Annotated in this window: 18 protein-coding genes; 14 read left to right on the top strand and 4 right to left on the bottom strand. The window is 65.0% G+C overall.

Annotated elements, in window-relative coordinates; genetic code table 11:
- Nucleotides 1–181: 181 nt before the first annotated feature.
- The 6 genes from FAZ98_RS22620 to FAZ98_RS22595 all read left to right on the top strand — a co-directional run bounded on the left by FAZ98_RS22620 (nucleotide 182) and on the right by FAZ98_RS22595 (nucleotide 6,515).
- A complete protein-coding gene (locus FAZ98_RS22620; RefSeq protein WP_158954261.1) occupies nucleotides 182–1,039 on the top strand; it encodes an ABC transporter ATP-binding protein in 858 nt (285 codons plus the stop codon).
- A complete protein-coding gene (locus FAZ98_RS22615; protein ID WP_158954259.1) occupies nucleotides 1,036–1,854 on the top strand; it encodes an ABC transporter permease in 819 nt (272 codons plus the stop codon). Before FAZ98_RS22620 ends, FAZ98_RS22615 begins: the two co-directional genes overlap by 4 nt.
- Entirely contained in the window at nucleotides 1,851–2,831 is a 981-nt protein-coding gene (locus FAZ98_RS22610; protein WP_158954257.1) for an ABC transporter substrate-binding protein, read from the top strand. Before FAZ98_RS22615 ends, FAZ98_RS22610 begins: the two co-directional genes overlap by 4 nt.
- Before the next feature lie 88 nt (nucleotides 2,832–2,919).
- Nucleotides 2,920–4,254 carry an amidase gene (locus tag FAZ98_RS22605; protein WP_158954255.1) on the top strand — a complete coding sequence of 445 codons (1,335 nt, stop codon included), beginning with the start codon at nucleotides 2,920–2,922 and terminating at the stop codon, nucleotides 4,252–4,254.
- 49 nt (nucleotides 4,255–4,303) lie between these two features.
- Entirely contained in the window at nucleotides 4,304–4,969 is a 666-nt protein-coding gene (locus FAZ98_RS22600) for a GntR family transcriptional regulator (protein ID WP_158954253.1), read from the top strand.
- Between the two features lie 46 nt (nucleotides 4,970–5,015).
- The gene (locus FAZ98_RS22595; RefSeq protein ID WP_158954251.1) at nucleotides 5,016–6,515 is read left to right on the top strand and encodes an amidase; all 1,500 of its coding nucleotides are present in this window, start codon (nucleotides 5,016–5,018) and stop codon (nucleotides 6,513–6,515) included.
- Nucleotides 6,516–6,605: 90 nt separating this feature from the next.
- Here the strand turns inward: FAZ98_RS22595 and FAZ98_RS22590 are convergent, their stop codons facing one another.
- Both FAZ98_RS22590 and FAZ98_RS22585 read right to left on the bottom strand, forming a co-directional pair.
- Nucleotides 6,606–6,824, bottom strand: a complete 219-nt coding sequence (locus FAZ98_RS22590) for a hypothetical protein (RefSeq protein ID WP_158954249.1) — start codon at nucleotides 6,822–6,824, stop codon at nucleotides 6,606–6,608.
- Between the two features lie 228 nt (nucleotides 6,825–7,052).
- Nucleotides 7,053–7,646, bottom strand: a complete 594-nt coding sequence (locus FAZ98_RS22585) for a TMEM175 family protein (protein ID WP_158954247.1) — start codon at nucleotides 7,644–7,646, stop codon at nucleotides 7,053–7,055.
- A gap of 624 nt (nucleotides 7,647–8,270) precedes the next feature.
- Between FAZ98_RS22585 and FAZ98_RS22580 the strand changes: the two genes are divergently transcribed.
- From FAZ98_RS22580 to FAZ98_RS22565, 4 genes are all read left to right on the top strand, one after another.
- Nucleotides 8,271–10,682, top strand: coding sequence for a TonB-dependent siderophore receptor (locus tag FAZ98_RS22580; protein WP_158954245.1), 2,412 nt, complete (start codon nucleotides 8,271–8,273; stop codon nucleotides 10,680–10,682).
- Nucleotides 10,683–10,807: 125 nt separating this feature from the next.
- Nucleotides 10,808–11,068 carry a sulfurtransferase TusA family protein gene (locus tag FAZ98_RS22575; RefSeq protein WP_233272880.1) on the top strand — a complete coding sequence of 87 codons (261 nt, stop codon included), beginning with the start codon at nucleotides 10,808–10,810 and terminating at the stop codon, nucleotides 11,066–11,068.
- Nucleotides 11,069–11,131: 63 nt separating this feature from the next.
- Complete coding sequence (locus FAZ98_RS22570; RefSeq protein ID WP_158954243.1) at nucleotides 11,132–11,494, top strand: DsrE family protein; 363 nt, start codon at nucleotides 11,132–11,134, stop codon at nucleotides 11,492–11,494.
- Nucleotides 11,495–11,612: 118 nt separating this feature from the next.
- Nucleotides 11,613–13,175, top strand: a complete 1,563-nt coding sequence (locus FAZ98_RS22565) for a 5-methyltetrahydropteroyltriglutamate--homocysteine methyltransferase (RefSeq protein WP_158954241.1) — start codon at nucleotides 11,613–11,615, stop codon at nucleotides 13,173–13,175.
- A gap of 41 nt (nucleotides 13,176–13,216) precedes the next feature.
- On the opposite strand, the gene FAZ98_RS22560 is transcribed toward FAZ98_RS22565, so the two are convergent.
- On the bottom strand, nucleotides 13,217–13,600 hold the full coding sequence (locus tag FAZ98_RS22560; RefSeq protein WP_158954239.1) for a hypothetical protein: 384 nt from the start codon (nucleotides 13,598–13,600) through the stop codon (nucleotides 13,217–13,219).
- 343 nt (nucleotides 13,601–13,943) lie between these two features.
- On the opposite strand from FAZ98_RS22560, the gene FAZ98_RS22555 reads away from it, so the two are divergent.
- Entirely contained in the window at nucleotides 13,944–14,423 is a 480-nt protein-coding gene (locus tag FAZ98_RS22555) for a hypothetical protein (protein WP_199272432.1), read from the top strand.
- A gap of 26 nt (nucleotides 14,424–14,449) precedes the next feature.
- Here the strand turns inward: FAZ98_RS22555 and FAZ98_RS22550 are convergent, their stop codons facing one another.
- Nucleotides 14,450–15,049, bottom strand: a complete 600-nt coding sequence (locus tag FAZ98_RS22550) for a LysE family translocator (protein ID WP_158954237.1) — start codon at nucleotides 15,047–15,049, stop codon at nucleotides 14,450–14,452.
- 674 nt (nucleotides 15,050–15,723) lie between these two features.
- On the opposite strand from FAZ98_RS22550, the gene FAZ98_RS22545 reads away from it, so the two are divergent.
- From FAZ98_RS22545 to FAZ98_RS22535, 3 genes are read left to right on the top strand one after another with little or no spacing between them, the layout of a single operon-like run.
- Nucleotides 15,724–16,416 carry a beta-ketoacyl synthase chain length factor gene (locus FAZ98_RS22545; RefSeq protein ID WP_158954235.1) on the top strand — a complete coding sequence of 231 codons (693 nt, stop codon included), beginning with the start codon at nucleotides 15,724–15,726 and terminating at the stop codon, nucleotides 16,414–16,416.
- Complete coding sequence (locus FAZ98_RS22540; protein WP_158954233.1) at nucleotides 16,400–17,194, top strand: lysophospholipid acyltransferase family protein; 795 nt, start codon at nucleotides 16,400–16,402, stop codon at nucleotides 17,192–17,194. Before FAZ98_RS22545 ends, FAZ98_RS22540 begins: the two co-directional genes overlap by 17 nt.
- Nucleotides 17,169–17,468 (top strand): phosphopantetheine-binding protein, encoded by a 300-nt coding sequence (locus FAZ98_RS22535; protein WP_158954231.1) that lies wholly within the window; start codon nucleotides 17,169–17,171, stop codon nucleotides 17,466–17,468. Before FAZ98_RS22540 ends, FAZ98_RS22535 begins: the two co-directional genes overlap by 26 nt.
- Nucleotides 17,469–17,470 lie beyond the last annotated feature (2 nt).

The following is a 17,470-nucleotide window of genomic DNA, read 5'->3' as shown; positions in this document are numbered from 1 at the left end:
CGTGCACCGCGCGCGCACGACGCTGGAGTCATGCCGCGTTCGAGTGCCGTCACGCACCATCGCCGGGCAGGCAATTCCCAATTGCGTTTTCTATTTTTTTCCACTTGCGGCGCGGTTTTTTGATTGTGCATTATGTGTTGTGCACAGCACAAACGCACACCACGTACCGATGGAGATGTCCATGAGTCTCTCTACCCAAACCGTTGCGTCCGCAACGGCTGCAATCGATACGACGCGCGCGTCGGGTACGGACCGCCTCAAGGTCCAGCAACTCAGTCATTCGTTTCGGACTGCCGATGGAATCGACGTGCCGATCTTCGAGCGCCTCGATTTCAGCGTGAAGAGCGGCGAGATCGTCTCGATCGTCGGCCGCAGCGGCGCGGGCAAGAGCACGCTGTTCAACCTCGTTTCCGGGCTCATCGCGCCGCAGTCGGGGCAGGTGAGCGTGGGCGCGCGCGCGGACGGCGGCGCGGGCCGCATCGCCTACATGCTGCAAAAGGATCTGCTGATGCCGTGGCGCACGGTGTTGCAAAACGCCGTGCTCGGCATCGAGCTGTATCGCAAGGTCAAACCCGCCGACTACGAGCGTGCGCGGCAAATGCTGGCGCGTTACGGTCTGGCTTCGGTGGCCGGGTCGTATCCGCATTCGCTCTCCGGCGGCATGCGCCAGCGCGTGGCGCTCACGCGCACGCTGCTCGTCGATCCCACGCTCGTGTTGCTCGACGAGCCGTTTTCCGCACTCGACTACGAGACGCGCCTCGCGCTGGAAGACGACGTCATGGCGTTGCGGGCGCAGAACGGCACGAGCGTCGTGCTCGTCACGCACGATATCGAGGAAGCGATCGCCATGAGCGACCGCGTGATTCTGCTGGGCGGCCGCCCGGCGCGTATCGAGGACGACATCGACGTGCGTCTCACCACGCATGGCCCGCGCACGGCGGTATCGGCGCGCGAGGCGCCCGAATTTCGCACCTTCCACTCGCGCGTCTGGAACGGACTGCGCAGCCACACCATCCAGCACTCGGGAGCGACGGCATGAGCGACGTAGCGATCTCCAGCAACGCGCCGGTGCGCCGGCGCGCGAAGCCGCGCCACGCGGCGAAATTCGGCACCACGGGCGCGGTCGCGCTCATCGTCATCGCGCTGGTCGGGCTGTGGCAGGTGGCCGTGACGGCGGGATGGATCAACGGGAAGCTGCTCGGCTCGCCGGAAGGGATCTGGCTCGCCGCGCAGCAAGGATTGAACGGCGGCACGCTCGTGAGCGACACGCTCGTCACGCTCTACGAAACCGTGCTCGGTCTCGTGGTGGGCAGTGGGCTCGGCATCGCGCTCGGGTTGCTGCTGTGGTTCGTGCCGCGCGTTTCCGGCGTGGCCGAAGGATTGTCAGTCATCCTGAACAGTATTCCGAAGATCGCTCTCGGACCGCTGATCGTGATCTGGTTCGGTTCGGACATGACCTCGAAGGTCTGGCTCGCGGGCATTTCCACCTTCGCCGTGGCGATGATCTCCTCGTGCGCCGCCGCGCGCGAAGTCGACAAGGACCTGCTCAACCTGTTCCGCTCGTTCAACGCGAAGCCTTCGATGATCTTCACGAAGCTCATTCTGCCGGGCGCGATGCCGTGGGTGTTCTCCACGCTGCGCGTGAATATCGGTTTCGCGCTGATCGGTGCGGTGGTGGGCGAGTACATCGCATCGCAGGCGGGGTTGGGACACGAAGTGTTCGTCGCGGGGTCGCTGTTCGATCTGAACACCGTGTGGCTCGGCATCATCGTGCTCACGTTGATGGCGACGCTTTTGAGCTGGGTCGTTCAATTCACGGAATCAAAGGTCATTTCATGGAAGGCAAAACGATGAAACGGATGAACGTGCGCGTGGGCGCGATCGCGGCGGCAGTGGCAGCCGCCGTCACGGGGATCGCTGTGCAAGGGCCCGCGCAGGCGGCCGAGCCGGTGACGGTGTATCAGGCATTCCAGTCGATCCAGTATCTGCCGCTCTACGTGGCGATCGACAAGGGCATCTTCGCGAAGAACGGTCTCGACGTGAAGAAGGTCACGGCGGGCAGCGGCGCGGCCGGCGTGGCGGCCGTGATCGGCGGTCATGCGGACTTCTCGCTGCAGGACCCGATGACGGCCGTGCTCGCCAATCTCAAGGGCGCGAGCGTGATCAGCGTGGCGAACGTGGTGGCGGGCGTGCCGGTGTGGGTGATCGCGCCGCCCGACGCGGGCGTGCATGCGCCCGGCGACATGGCGAACAAGAGCGTGGCCGTGGCATTGCCGCCGTCGACCAGCACGTATCTGCTGCAAGGGCTCATCAAGGATCAGAAGATCGAGAAGGTCGCGCTCAACACGGTGCAGCTCGGCACGGAACTCGCGCCCGTGAGCGCGGGCCGCAGCCAGGCGGCGGCCGTGTACGAGCCGCAGGCCGACACGGGCATCGCGCAGGGTTACAAGATCGTCTATGGCTTCCCGAAGGCGTATCCGGGCGGCTATGCGTTTTCCACGCTCGACGCGCTCGCCTCTACGCTCAAGGACAAGCCGAAGATGGTGGCCGCGTTCGTGAAGTCGATCGGCGAGGCCGAGGCGCTCATTCATCAGTCGCCGCAAACGGCCAAGGACGTTGCGAAGAGCGAGTTTCCCTCGCTCGACGCGAAGATCGTGGAGGCGGCCGTGGGCCGGTTGATCGACCAGAACATCTACGCGCCCAAGCCCGAGATTTCGGAGCAGGCGTTTCGCAACGCGCTCAATCTCCAGGAGTCGATCGGCAATATCAAGCCGGGCAGCGTGACGTACGCGGGCTCTGTCGACAATTCGTTTGCCGCCGCGCTGAAATAACGTCGCCTGTCACGCAGTTTTCGTTGCGGCAGTCATCGATCAACGCGTTCGTGCGCTTGCGTGCGAACGCCTCGAAGGAAAGGGCATCATGACCGAAACCACTTCGTCGTTCGTGACGGCGCTGATCGCGCAGCGCGGCAACGTGGCCGCGAGCCGCGCGTGTATCGACGCCGCCATCGCCCGCGCCGACGCGCTCGAAGGCTCGCTGCACGCCTTCACGCACCGGCCGCGCTCGTACGTCGAGCCCGATGCGTGCGCTCCGCTCGCGGGCTTGCCGGTGGGCGTGAAGGATCTGATCGACACGATCGACATGCCCACGAGTTACGGCTCGCCGATCTATCGCGGCCATCGTCCGCAGGCCGATGCCGCCATCGTCACGCTGCTGCGCGAATATGGCGCGCTCGTGTTCGGCAAGACCGTCACCACGGAATTCGCGTGGCGGCAGCCGGGCCCCACCGTGAACCCGTGGCGCGCCACGCACACGCCGGGCGGTTCGTCGAGCGGTTCGGCGGCCGCCGTGGGCGCGGGCATCGTGCCGCTCGCGCTGGGCACGCAAACCGTGGGCTCGGTGGTGCGGCCCGCCGCGTATTGCGGCGCCGTGGGTTACAAGCCGAGCTACGGCAGCATTTCGCGCGAGGGCGTGCATCCGTTGGCGGCCTCGCTCGATCACATCGGCTTCTTCGCGCAGTCGGTGGAGGTGGCCGCGCTCGCGCATGCGCTGTTCGTGGCCGCGAAGCCCGAGGCTATCGACAGCGTGGCGGCCTGGCAAACGTGGTTCGCGCCGCTGGCCGCGCCGCCGCGTCTGGGTATCGTCCGCACGCCGTTCGACGGCCGCATGCAGGACGCGCAGCAAGCGAATTTCGCGGCTTCGCTCGCCCGGTTGCGCGCGGCGGGCGCCGAGGTGGTGGAGATCGAGTTCGGCGCGGATCTCGCGCAGATCGTCGATGCCTTGCAGGTGATCCTGCGCGTGGAGGCGTGGCACGCGGTGGGGCCGGCGGCGCAAGCGCATCGCGCGCTCTTGAGCGAGCCCATGCGCAACCTGATCGACGAAGGCGCGGCGATGCCCGAGGCGCGTTACCGCGAGGCGCTGGCGTTGCAGGCGACGCTGCGCGAGCAGTCGGCGGCGTTGCTTGCGGGCTGCGATGCGCTCGTGAGCGTGCCCGCCACGGGCGGCGCGCCCGAAGGCCTCGACGATACCGGCGACCCGGTGTTCTGCGCGCCGTGGAGTCTGCTCGGCGTGCCCGCGGTGACGGTGCCCTCGGGCTGGACCGAACTGGGCTTGCCGCTCGGCTTTCAGATCGTGGGGGCGTTCGGCGAGGATCTGGCCACGCTCCGCGCGGCCGCGTGGGTCGAACGCGCGCTGGCTACGCCCGCCGCACCGCGCGATCTCGCACCCGAGGCGCCGGGCGAAGTCGCCGCTTGAAGTTGCCGCTTGAAAGCGCTGCATCCACGAGACAAGATCGGGAGACGTCATGGGCAAGCCGTATCGCACCATTCAGGAATATGTGCTGGGCACGCTGCGCGTGGAAATCCTGCAGGGCGTCTACGTGGCGGGCACGCGCCTGCGTCAGGAGGAAGTGGCGAAGCGCCTGGGTGTGAGCACGACGCCGGTGCGCGAGGCGTTTCGCGATTTGCGCGCGGAAGGCCTCGTGGCGATCGACCCGAACAAGGGCGTCGAAGTGCGCGGTCTGACCGCCGACGACGTGAGCGAGATTTACGAACTGCGCATGATGCTCGAACCGATGCTCGCGGCGCGCGCGTGCCTGCGTGCGAGCGCCGCGCAACTCGACGCCGCGCACGCGTGCCACGCGGCGATGAGCGCCGTTGCGCCCACCTCCGAGCAATGGACGCTGCTCAACGAGGACTTTCATCAGGCGCTGATGCAGAGCGAGGCGAGCACGCGCTTGTTCGACGTCGTGCGCGGGCTCTCGCTGCTCGCGCGGCCGTATGTGTCGCTGTCGATGTATGTGCAACCCGATATCATGGCGAGCAACAACGCGGAGCATGCGCAACTGCTCGAGGCCTGGCGCGCGCGCGACACGGAGAGCGTGCACGAGCAGACGCGTGTGCATCTGCTCAATACGCGCGACGCGATCGTGGCCTGTGTCGATCAATCGGCGCGAGCGCTCGCGGCATGAGGTGCTGCGCGAGCGCTCGATCTTCCGCTAACTCCATACGAACCGAATGTCCGAAGCCCTGCTGGAATTGTCCGCCGTCGAGGCGCGGCGCCTGATCGGCGCAGGCGAGCTCTCGCCGGTCGAATTGCTCGATGCGTGCCTCGCGCGTATCGAGGCCATCGAGCCGTCCGTCAATGCGCTCGCGGCCACCGCGTTCGAGCGTGCGCGCGCCGAAGCGCATCGCGCGCAGGAGGCCGTCGCGCGCGGCGAGACGCTCGGTCTGCTGCATGGTCTGCCGATCGGCGTGAAAGATCTGGAGGAAACGGCGGGCCTGCTGACGACCTACGGTTCGCCGCTGTATCGCGAGCACGTTCCCGCCGCCGATAACGCCTTCGTCGCGCGCTTGCGCGCGGCGGGCGCCATCGTCGCCGCGAAAACCAACACGCCCGAAATGGGCGCGGGCGCCAACACGCGCAACGCCGTGTGGGGCGCAACCGGCAATCCGTTCGATCCGCGCCTGAACGCCGGCGGCTCGTCGGGCGGCTCGGCGGTTGCGCTCGCAACGGGCATGTTGCCGTTCGCCACCGGCTCGGACCTGGGCGGTTCGCTGCGCATTCCCGCCGCGCTGTGCGGCGTGGTGGGCTTTCGCGCGTCGCCGGGTTGCGTGCCTTCCGCGCATCGGCAGTTGGGCTGGGCGCCGAACTGGGTCAGCGGACCGATGGCGCGCCACGTGGCCGACGTGCGCCTGCAGCTGGCCGCCGTTGTCGGCCACGCGCCCGGCGATCCGCTCGGTTATGCGGCGGCGCTCGACGCGCAAGCGGGCGCGCGCATCGACCCGGCGAGCTTGCGCATTGGCTACACGGAAGACTTCGGCGTGTGCGCGGTCGACGCGGCAACGCGGGCGACGTTTCGCGCGAAGCTCGCGCGCATCGCCACGTTGGTGCGCGTGTGCGAGCCGATCGATGCGGCGGAATTCAACATGGGCGACGCGCATCGCGTGTTCGACGTGGTGCGGGCGCAGGAATTTGTCGCGAGTCTGCGCGAGACCTACGAGCGCGATCCCGCGGCGCTCGGCGCCAACACGCGCGCCAACTACGAGATGGGCAGCGCGCTCACGCTCGCCGACGTCGCGCGCGCGGACACGCAGCGCACGGCGATGTATCGGCGCTTCCAGACGCTGTTCGAGCGCTACGACGTGATCGTCGCGCCCGTGTCGCCGGTCACGCCGTTCGCCTGGAGCACGCCGCATTGCGCGCAGATCGACGGCGTGGCGCTCGAAAACTACTATCGCTGGGTCGCGCTCACTTACGTGGTCACGCTGCTCACGAATCCGTCGATGTCGCTGCCTTGCGGCGTCGATCACGCGGGCATGCCGTTCGGACTCCAGATGATCGGCGCGATGCGCGGCGAGGCGCATTTGCTCGATGTCGCGCAAACCCTCGAAACGGCGTTCGCCCGCGACGCAGCGTTGGCGCGCCCCGTGCCGGATCTGCGCCAACTGCGCGCGATGCGCGAGAACGTGCAGGCGGAACTGCGCGCGATCGTCACGCATCCGCCGCGGCGCTGAATCGCCGGCAAGAAAAAGCCGGCGCCGCCACGAAGCGCGTTGGCTTCATGACGACGCCGGCGGTGGGTACGTCGGCTAGCCGTCGGCAGGTTACTCGGGGCGTTTCCAGTGCGACGCCGATTCCTTTTCGGTAATCCGCACGTTCGCCAGTAGCGGCTTGTAACCGCGCAGAATGATCTCGCTGATCGCGAGCGTTTCCGAGCGGAAGATGTCGTGGGTGAATTTGCTGCCGTCGGCGAATTCGAGCGAATATCCGTCGATCGGTCCCCATTGGCCTCGCGGCAACGGCTCGATATACACGTCCATCATGGTGATCCTCCTGCGATTGAAAAACCGGTAGTTGGAATCAGTCTAAAGGAGCGGACGTGCCTCGCCGATGGAACCACCTGTTGAAAAAATGCCTGCGATATCAACGGGTTGCGTGATCCTTTTTACGATAAGAAAGCGGCTCCTCCGATACGAAACCGTGAATCGCCGGCCAGCACGCGCGGTTCTCATCCATTGGTTGCGCATTGCACGATACGAAAGCGCCGCATTTCAGACGGCGGGGGAATTTACGCGCGGGTCCGGTTGCGTATGCAAGACGAGGAAGGCGGCCAGCAGCGCCAGGCGCGCCAGCGCCGGCAGGAACACCGCGAGCGCCGCGAACGCGAACACGGCCACCATGATCCACGCCCGGATCCGCTGCGTACGGCGGCGGCCGAGCGTGGCGGCGTCGCTGGCGGGGCACTGCCGGAAGCTTTCGTACATCAGCACCATATAGGTCGCCTCGACCAGCAGAAAGACGCTGGCATAGGCGGTCAACGGCACGGTCGCCACGCGGCTCGACGCGAGCCACGCGGTGGTGAAGGGAATCAGCGAGATCCAGAACAGATTGGCGAAGTTCGACCACGCGAGCAGACTCGTGAGCGACGCCGCATGCTTGAACACGTGATGATGGTTCAGCCACACGACCGCGATGAACGCATAGCTGACCACGTAGCTGACGAGATCCGGCCAGAGGTCGAGCAGGGCGTGCGCATCGTTGTGCGCGGGAATTTTGAGCGCCAGCACCATGATCGTGATGATGACGGCGAAGATGCAGTCCGAGAGCGCGCTGAAGCGGCCGAGATTCGCTTCCGGATCGTTCATGGCCGCGCTCCAGAACTGGATCCGGCCGATTATGCGCTCAAACGAAAAAGCCACAGGGAATCGACGATTCCTGTGGCTTATGCTGCGATGCGTGATAAACTCCGCTTCGTCTGTCAGACAAAGCCGGAGTCGATCGCATCGCGATCAGACATTTCCTAACCCGGTAGCGGTAAAAAAGACGGCGTGGCTTGCTCTGACGAACGGCTTGATGTTTGCACGAAGGGGTCTAGATCTACGTGTCAATCGTCACAGCTGGCTAATGCCCAACACCTCTCGAAGAGGTGGTCCCCACAATACCCGGTACGCGTTGCATTCGGTTCGACAGCGTGCTGCGGTTCATTACCTCCAGGCATTTGAAGTCCGGCTGGTCAGGCGGATGTCGCTGCTCGTCCGGACTCGCTGCGTGGCGTGGCGCGGTGATATTCAACCTCGCTCAGACGTTGCTGCTGTCGATGGATGAATTCTAGTTGATAACAATTCCCATTTGCAACTAGTTTTTTGCGCGAGCGAAAAGTCGCGTTCGCGCGGCCAGAAAAAAGTTCGTCGGACGATGTCAGGGTTTCGCATCGCCGCGCGTCTTCTTCGGTAATGACTTTCTTTCGTTACCTGTTGGAGATGTGTTCGATGTCGTCCCCTCGCTTTCCGCTCGCCGTCATCACGGCGGCCGTCATCATGGCCGTGGCTTCGCTCGAGGCGCCCGCCGCGCGCGCGCAGACGGCGCCCGCGCCCGCCGCGGCGTCCGCCACGAACTTCGCGATTCCGGCCCAGCCGCTCGGCAGCGCGCTCACCGAACTCGCGCGCCAGGCAAACCTGCAATTGCTCGCCAATCCGAAGCTGATCGCGAACAAGACGGCGCCCGCCGTGAGTGGACGCATGACCGCGAAGCAGGCGCTCGCGCGCGTGCTCGACGGCAGCGGCCTCGCGGCCGATCTCGAAGGCGGCACGGTCACGCTGAAGACGGCACCGGCCGCGCCCGTCGCGCCAGTCGATCAGGCGGAGGCGACCTTGCCCGCCGTGAGCGTGACGGCCAGCGCCGACGACGCCCAGCGTCCCACCGAGCAAACGCACGCCTACACCATCCGCTCGACGACCGCAGGCAGCAAGATCGCGCTCTCGCCGAAGGAAACGCCGCAATCCGTTTCCGTGCTGACGCGCCAGGAAATGGACGACTTCCAGCTCAATAGCGTGAACGACGCGCTGCGCCACGTGACCGGCGTGACGGTCGAATCGTACGACTCGTATGCGACCGACTACACCTCGCGCGGTTTTCACATCACCAATCTGCAATTCGACGGCGTGGGCATTCCGCTCGAATACACCGCGCAATACGGCGACATCGACATGGCGATGTTCGACCGCGTGGAAGTGCTGCGCGGCGCGGACGGCCTGAACGCCGAAACCGGCAACCCGTCCGCGACCGTCAACTTCATCCGCAAGCGGCCGACCTACCAGTTCCAGGCGTCGGGCAACGTGTCGTACGGCTCGTGGGATACCAAGCGGGTCGATGTGGATATTTCCGGGCCGCTGAACAAGGCGGGCACGGTGGCGGGGCGGCTCGTGGCCGTGCATCAGGACGGCGATTCGTTCACCGACCGCCTGCAGCCGAGCAAGGACCTCGTGTACGGCGTGGTGGAGGCGAACCTCACGCCCAGCACGGTGGCCACGCTCGGGTTCAGCTACGAGTACAACCGGCTCAAGGGCGCGAGCTGGGGTGGGCTGCCCTTTCTCGATGCCGAGGGCAATCAGCTGAGTTACGGCGTGGGCACGAGCATGGCGCCGAAATGGGCGTACTTCAATACGCAGGACCAGCGCGCCTTCGCGGAAGTCACGCAGCAGCTCGGCCGGCGCTGGACGTGGAAGACCTCGGTCAATTACAACGACATCTTCAATAACGCCAAATTCTTCTATCCGTATGGATCGCTGAACGCGGATGGCTCGGGCGTGGATTCGTACACCTCATCGTATGTCTCGTCGAACCGGCAACTGGTGCTCGACACCAACGTGACCGGCAAGCTCGATCTGTTCGGGCGCACGCACGACCTCGTGTTCGGCGCGAACTTCTCGCGCTCGGAATTCACGAATCCGTCCGGCGAAGGCGATGGCGACGGCGTGCCGGTGAGCTACGCGGAACTGCTGGCCGGGAGTTACCCCGAGCCGGTGTTCGGCGCGGCCACCTCGCACACCAATTATCTGGACGTGCGGCGCTCGCTCTATGCCTCCTCGCGCTGGAGCCTGACCGATCGCGCGCACCTGCTGCTGGGCATCAATTACACGCAGGCCGCGAGCAGCGGCAGTTCGGACGGCACGGGTTACAACCAGCAGTCGTCGGGCTCGGCGCCTTATGTCGGCCTGACTTACGATCTGACCAACCAGATCACCGCGTACGCCAGCTATACCAAGATCTTCAATCCGCAATATCAGCTCAATGTCGAGAATCAATTGCTCGGGCCCGCGCGCGGTCACAGCGCGGAAGCCGGGATCAAAGGCGCGTTCTTCGATAATCGCCTGAATACGTCGTTCACCGTGTATCGCGTGCGTCAGTCGAATATCGCCACCGAAGCGGGCTTCAATGCCGACACCGGCAACTACTATTACTCGGGCGGCAGCGCGACCTCGGAAGGGATCGAAGCCGAAATCGCCGGGCAAATCACGCACGACTGGAACGTGAGCGTGGGCGCGACCATCCTGCGCGTGAACGACGACAACGGCCAGCCGACGCAACTGTTCGTGCCGCGCAAATCGGCGCATGTGTCCACGACCTGGCGCGTGCCTTACTTCGACCACAAGCTGACCGTGGGCAGCAGCCTGCGCTGGCAAAGCGCGACGAGTTATGTCGAGGAAGGCGTGGGCACGGCACGGCAGGGCGCTTACACCGAACTGGACTTCATGGCGCGTTACGACGTGAACAAGCACTTCACGATCACGGGCACGCTCAACAACGCGCTCAACAAGCAGTACTGGTCGACCATGGAGTACAACTACGGCACCTATGGCGCGCCGTTGAACGGCAGCGTCAATCTGGCGTGGCGATATTGAGCCGCTGAGGTCTCGCGCCGCTCGCTGCTTGCCGCATGTCGGGTCTGCACGCGCGAAACGCAGGCAACACGTAGTGTGCGTATCATGCCCGTTGCAGACTCCGGCACATTTTCAGGCAGAGACTCATGGCGGCAGCAGCCGATATTCCGGCGATGGAACCGAACGCCCGCTTCGACGCGGAATGGGACGCGGGCGATCTCGGTTGCGGCGAATTGCTGCTCAAGCTGCGCGTGAAGTTGCGCGCCATGCCGGGCCGCATCATCCGGTTGATCGCGCGGGATCGCGGCGCGATCGAAGACATTCCGTCGTACTGTCGTATCACCGGACACCGGCTGCTGATGGCCGACCCGGAGCAGGGTATTTTCTTCATCCAGGCGAGGGACTGACGCCGCCCGTCGAGCGGCGGCGGCTCTCGTGCAATCCACCCGCAGGAGCATCAGGAGACTATCGTGTCTGGAAAATTCGTGGTCAGTCTGACTCGAGCCAAGGATGACACCGACCGTGCGACGGTCGCTTTCGTCGTCGCCAATGCGGCGCTCGCCAGCGATAAAGACGTTGTCGTGTTCCTCAACATCGAAGGGACGCGTCTCTCGCAGTCCGGTTACGCGGACGACATCCACGAGGCCGGCTTCGCGCCGCTCAAGGAACTCATCGGCAGTTTCGTGGAGGCGGGCGGCACGATCTACGTCTGCTCGCCGTGCTTCAAGAAGCGCGCGCTCGACGAAGAGAAACTGATTCCCGGCGCGAAGATCGTGGGCGGCGCGATGCTCGTGGAGTTCATGGGCGAAGCCTGCCCGAGCCTCAGCTACTGACGTTCGCGTGACCCTGCGTGGCACGCCCGCCGGCGCTGCCGCGTGGCGGGCGATGTCGCGTACGCTTCGAGCGTCGCGCACGCGACATCGCCATGACGCTTTCAACGGACTCCGCGCGATGGAACCTTCCGCACAGCATGCGTATGCGCCCGCCGTCAGCTTCGACGGCGGCGATCTCGATTGCGGCAACGGCTTGTTGCTGCTGATCCGCAAGCATATCGACCCGCTCGAGCGCGGCCAGTTGCTGGAAATCCAGTCGACGGAAACCTCGGTGGAAGCGGACCTGCCCGCCTGGTGCCGCATGACGGGCAACCAGCTCGTGTCGTGGACCAAAGCGGGCAAGCGGCGCAGTTTTCTGGTGAGCAAGGGCGCGTTCGCGGGCAGTGCAGATCATGCAGATCAGCCGCCGCAAGCCGAACCCGAGCCGGAAACGCCGGAAGCCGCGCGAGCGCGCGCGGCCATCCCGATCGTGGCTGTCACGATTCCCCGCACCTTGCCCGCACCGGTCGCGGCGCCGCCGATCCGGCCGTTGTCGGTGATGGGGATCGGCAGTTGGCCGCGGCCGCGCTGGATGCTGCAGGCGCTGCACGATCACATGGAGGGGCGGCTCGACGAGGCCGCCTTCCAGTCGAGCGCCGACGACGCCGTGCAACTCGCCGTGGCCGCGCAGCAGCGCGCGGGCGTGGACGTCGTCACCGACGGCGAGCAGCGGCGCGACAGCTATGCGAGCTTCGTCGGCGGACGGCTCGACAATTGCCAGCTGATTCCGTTGACGGATCTGCTGCCCTACGTGGACGATCCCGAAGCCTTCGAGCAGGAGTTGCGCGCGCTCGACGTGCCGGCCGGCGAGGTGCGTCACCCGGCCGTGTTCGGACCGTTGGGCCGTAGCCGTCCGCTCGCGGCGCACGAACTGGACTACGTGCGCGGATTGACCGCGCAGCCCGTGAAAGTCGCGCTGCCGGGGCCGTATCTGCTCACGCGCACGATGTGGATGGAGTGCGTGTCCGACCGCGCGTATGCGAGCCGCGAGGCGCTCGCGGCGGACGTCGTGCGGGTGCTGCGCGAAGAGCTGGCGGCCTTGCTGGCGCAGGGCGCGGCGCTGGTGCAGTTCGACGAGCCGGTGCTCTCCGAAGTGGCGTTTTCCGGCACCACGAGCCAGCGCAGCTTCATGTGCGGCGCGCTCTCGGAAAAGAGAGATCCCGTGACCGAACTCGCGTTCGCGCGCGATCTGCTCAACGCGGTGGTCGACGGATTCCCGCAGGAGCGTGTCGCGATGCACATGTGCCGCGGCAACTGGACCACGGACGAGAGCAAGGCGATGGCAGGCGACTATCGTCCGCTGGTGGAGACGCTGGCGGCGTTGAACGTGGGCACGCTGTTCCTCGAGCTGTACACGCCGCGCGCCGGTGAAATGGCGGTGCTGCAACGTTTGCCCGAGCGGCAGCGTATTGGCGTGGGTCTGTGCAATCAGAAGCACGCGCACGTGGAATCGCTCGAGGAAGTCCTGCGCAAGGGCGAGGAAGCGATCCGCCTGTTCGGCGCCGGGCGCGTGCTGTTCAACCCCGACTGCGGCTTCGCGACGTTCGCGGATGCACCCGTGAGCAGCGCCCGGATTGCGGAGGCGAAGTTGCGAACGCTCGCCGAGGCGGCGGCGATCCTGCGGCAGCGGTACGGGGTGTGAGCGGCGTAATCTCCGGCGTTATCCCCGCGTTATTGCCCGCATTACCCCTGCTGCGGCCGCTTCGCCCGCGCGAAGAACTGCGAGGCGGTGGGGCGATACAGGAAGTAGACCATGGCCGCGGTGAACGCCACCGGGAACACGATCCGGCTCGGCAAGCCGACCGCCAGTACGCGAATGCCGATGAACGCGGTCATGCCCACGAGGCAGGCCACATAGATCGTGCGCGCGAGACGCGAGCCCCTCAGCATCCACACGCTGGAGAGCATTTCGACGCCGGTGACGACGCAGATGAGCGTCGCGACGACCGGTCCCACCATCACGCTCGGGATTTGTTCTCCGCTCGACTTTTGCAGCAGGCCCAGGGCGCCGCAAATGATGGTGAGCCACGCGACGACGCTAACGGAAAATGGCCGGGTATTTGCCATGGTTCGGTAAAAATTGGGGATGTTGCGTCACGATCTTGTTCCTGACTCGAATCGCTTTGTGACGGGAGCAAGCGACGGCTCCCACTTTCCAGCACGCTTTCAACGACGAATGCGGGCACGCTGACCGACAACCCGAGAATGGCGTAAAAAGCCTGGCCAATGGCGTTGATGTCGGGGCCCGAGCATTGCGCCAACGTTTGCGCGATGCGCCGTGAATATATTCTATCTCCGATACCCATCCGCGTTGTATGCACGCTATTGCTGGTGATTTCCGGAGCGGCTAGAATCGCCCGGGGTTACAAATTGTAACTGCAAAAACAAGGCAATCGTTTTCGGGGTAAGCATGAAATTCACCAGGGCAGCCGGTCTGGCGTGTGCTCTCGCGCTGGCGGGTTGTGCGTCGATCACCAACGGTTCGAGGCAGATGATTTCATTGCAGGCCGTCGACGCCTACGGCACCGTGCCGGGCGCCAACTGCATGCTTACGAACAGCAAAGGCACGTGGTACGCGAGAACGCCTGCGTTCGTCACGGTCCATCGCGACTACGGGCGGCTGATCGTGCGCTGCGAAAAGGCCGGCTACGATTCGGGCTTGCTCACGGCCAAGTCGTATACGAAGGGCACTGTCTTCGGCAATCTCTTCGCAGGCGGTGTGATTGGCGCGGGTGTCGATATCGGCGACGGCTCCGCGTACAACTACCCTCAGTTCATCACCGTCCCAATGACGCCGAAAAACGTCGACGCCATGCTTCCGCAAGCGGGAGACCCGGTCAGCGTGCCCGGCGACGGCGGCGAGATCGCGGTTTCCGGCCTGCGCAAGTAAGGCGCGCGGCGCGCCGGCGGGCGCGGCTAGCGCAAGGCCGTCCACAGCAGCGACATCGAAAAGAACGTCACGACGATCGAAGCGCCCCGTTGCAGGCTGGCCGGGCGAATACGCGGCTGCCCGCCGTGATTCGGCGAGGCGCCAATCGCGATCCACACGAAACCGATCGGGACCAGCAGGGCGGTGAATAGCGCCATGGACTCGAGCCACGCGGCGACCCGCGTGAACGCCTCGGGCGGAAAGATCGAACCGGCGAACAAGATGGCTTTGGGGTTGAGCAGCGTCGCGCCGAACAGCGTACGCAAGCCAATCACGCCGGTGGCCGACGTTTCGATCGTATTGGCGGTGAGCCACAAACGAATGGCGAGCCACAGGAGATAAACGCTGCTGGCGATTTTCAAAGCGCGCGGCAGCCAGCCCATCGACTGCGCGGTATGGGTCAGAACGAGGCCCCAGAGCGTAATCGAAATCAGATAACCCGCGAGTTCCGCCGCGGTCAGGCGGGCGGAGCGCCGTAGCCCGTGTTTCAGGCCGGCCGCGGCCAGCAAGGTGTTGGTGGGCCCGGGCATGAGCAGCACGATGGCGCAACCCGAGGCCATCAACTCGAGGGTGGTGGTGGAGAGCATCGGAGACCGAAGAAAAGTGCGAACCGGCATGCGGGACCGCGCAGCCGTCGAGCGATTGCCGTAACCCGTTGCCTCGTTGTTGCGCCGGGTATTTTACGGGGTTCGACGCCAGGCGTCCCGGGCACGGCGATTTTCGCGGTGGCGGCCAATCTGGAATCTCGCGACCGCGCCGCTATTTAACGCTTCATGACAGATATTCTCGCAAGCCCAGCGTTTGCGGTTGCGAGGCTGAATCGAACGCGGCTCGAAACGGACTCTCCCTGACAGACGTGGCGTTGACGAGACATCAGTAGAAATGCCGATCGCCTCGTTGCCAACTCAACGGTTCGTGCATTTCACGCCATTAATCAGGCGTTTTCCGCAAGTTTCACGATCGCATTGAATCGCGCAGGGCGATTGGCCGCTCGCAATTCCGGCTTCGGGTATATGCGAATCAGATTGAATCCGTGCCAACTGTTTCGAATAGTCCGGCCAACCATTCGCCAATTTCCGGAATGCGTCTTGACTGGGGCAAGCTGTTCGAAAATAATTTGTAACTTGTCTAAATTATTTCTCAATATTGCCGTAAAAAGGCCCGCGAGAACTTGCCCCGAGTATTCGGTGGCCAAGAAAAAATAAACTTGCGCCGTGGGAGTCGCACGCTCGACTCCGGCGGCCGACACCGTCAATTCCCTATGCCCGCTATGTCGTGGACGCTGCCCGTCGCGCGATGGTCCTGCTGGTCTTCCCATCCGGAAAGCACGCCAGAGGTTGCGTTCGTCGATCCGATGATGCGGCGCCGGTTGAGCTCGCTCTCGCGCATGGCGTTGCAGGTGGCGGACGACTGCGTCGATGCGCGAACGAAAGCGCGGGTCGTCTTCGGCTCGCGACACGGCGAACTGCGCCGCACGACCGAGATCCTGAGCGGCATCGAAGCGGGCAAGCCGGTTTCGCCGAATGCGTTCAGCCTCTCGGTGCTGAACGCCATGACGGGCCTCTTCGGGATTTCGCGGCAGGACCGCTCCGCGGCCACCGCCGTTTCGGCGGGCGCGCAAACGCTGGGCTATGCGCTGCTCGAAGCCTATGCCCAATGGTCGGAAGATGCTGCGGGGCCGGTGCTGATGGTCTATGCCGACGAAGCGGCCGACGCGCGCTACGGCGAAATCGAACACGAGGTTCGGCGCGGCGCATTCGCGTTGCTGATCGAGGCGGGCGCGGCGTCGCAAGGCGAGCTTGCCTGCACGGTCGCACAAGACGCGCGCGGCGGCGAGCGCCGCTTCGACACGCAGAGCGAAGCGCTGCAGCACTGCCTGAGTTCGGGCGAACAGGCCGTGTGGCGGGGCAACGGCGTCACGTGGCAATGGAGCTGGCATGCGGGCACGGCTTGATTACGGCTGGCGCCTCTTCGCCACGGCGCTCAGCTTCACGGTATTCGGCATTTGCGGGCTGCTGTTCTCCGTGATCGCGTTTCCGCTCGCGGCGCTCTGGCCGCATCGCGCTTCGCGGCAACGCGCCGTCACCGCGCTCATCCACAGTTTCTTTCGCGCGCTCGTCGCGGCCTTGCAACGCATGGGCGTGATGGAACTGGAGGTGGCCGGCGCCAGCGCGTTGCGCGCGCGCACGCCCGTGATCGTCGTCGCCAATCATCCGACCTATCTCGACGTGGTCGTGCTGCTGTCGCTCAAGCCGGCCGCCTGCTGCGTGGTCAAGAACGCGCACTGGAGCAATCCTTGCCTCTGGGGCATCGTGCGCGCGGCCGAATACGTGAGCAACGCCGAAGCCACGGGCTTCGTGCAGGACTGCGCGCGCCAGCTCGCGAACGGCTACAGCATGATCATTTTTCCCGAAGGCTCGCGCAGCCCTGCAGCGAACCGCTTGCACGCGTTTTCGCGCGGCTTCGCGCATACGGCGCTGGAAGCCGGCGTGCCGATCTTGCCCGTGCTGCTGCACTGCGATCCGCCGGCCTTCACGCGGCAGATGCGCTGGTATCACGTGCCGCAGCGGCGCTTTCGCATCAGCGTCAACGTGCTGGAGCCGGTTGGCGTGAGTCCGCTCGCCCCGCGCGACATGCCTTCCGCGCTGGCCGCGCGCAACGTCACGCGCGCCATCGAAGCCCACATTACGCAGTACCTGTTCGACTATGGATTCTTTAAGACTGGAAATTAAGCGGCTCTTGATCGAGGCGCTCGATCTCGAACATCTCACGCCCGAGACGATCGACGACGACGCGCCGCTGTTCGATACCGACGGTGTGGGCCTCGACTCGATCGACGCGCTCGAGATCGGCATTTTGCTGCGTCAGCATTACCAGCTGACCATTGCCGCCGACGACGAGAACGTGCGCGGCCACTTTCGTTCGATCAATACGCTGGCGGCGCTCGTCGCGGCTCATCGCAACGCTGGCGACACGCTGGAAGCTGACGCAGGCAAGGGGAACTGAAT

The organism is Paraburkholderia acidisoli (genome assembly GCF_009789675.1).
Taxonomy (GTDB): Bacteria; Pseudomonadota; Gammaproteobacteria; order Burkholderiales; family Burkholderiaceae; genus Paraburkholderia; species Paraburkholderia acidisoli.
Note: the sequence above shows the minus strand (reverse complement) of the source record. Positions and strands in the feature narration are given on the sequence as shown.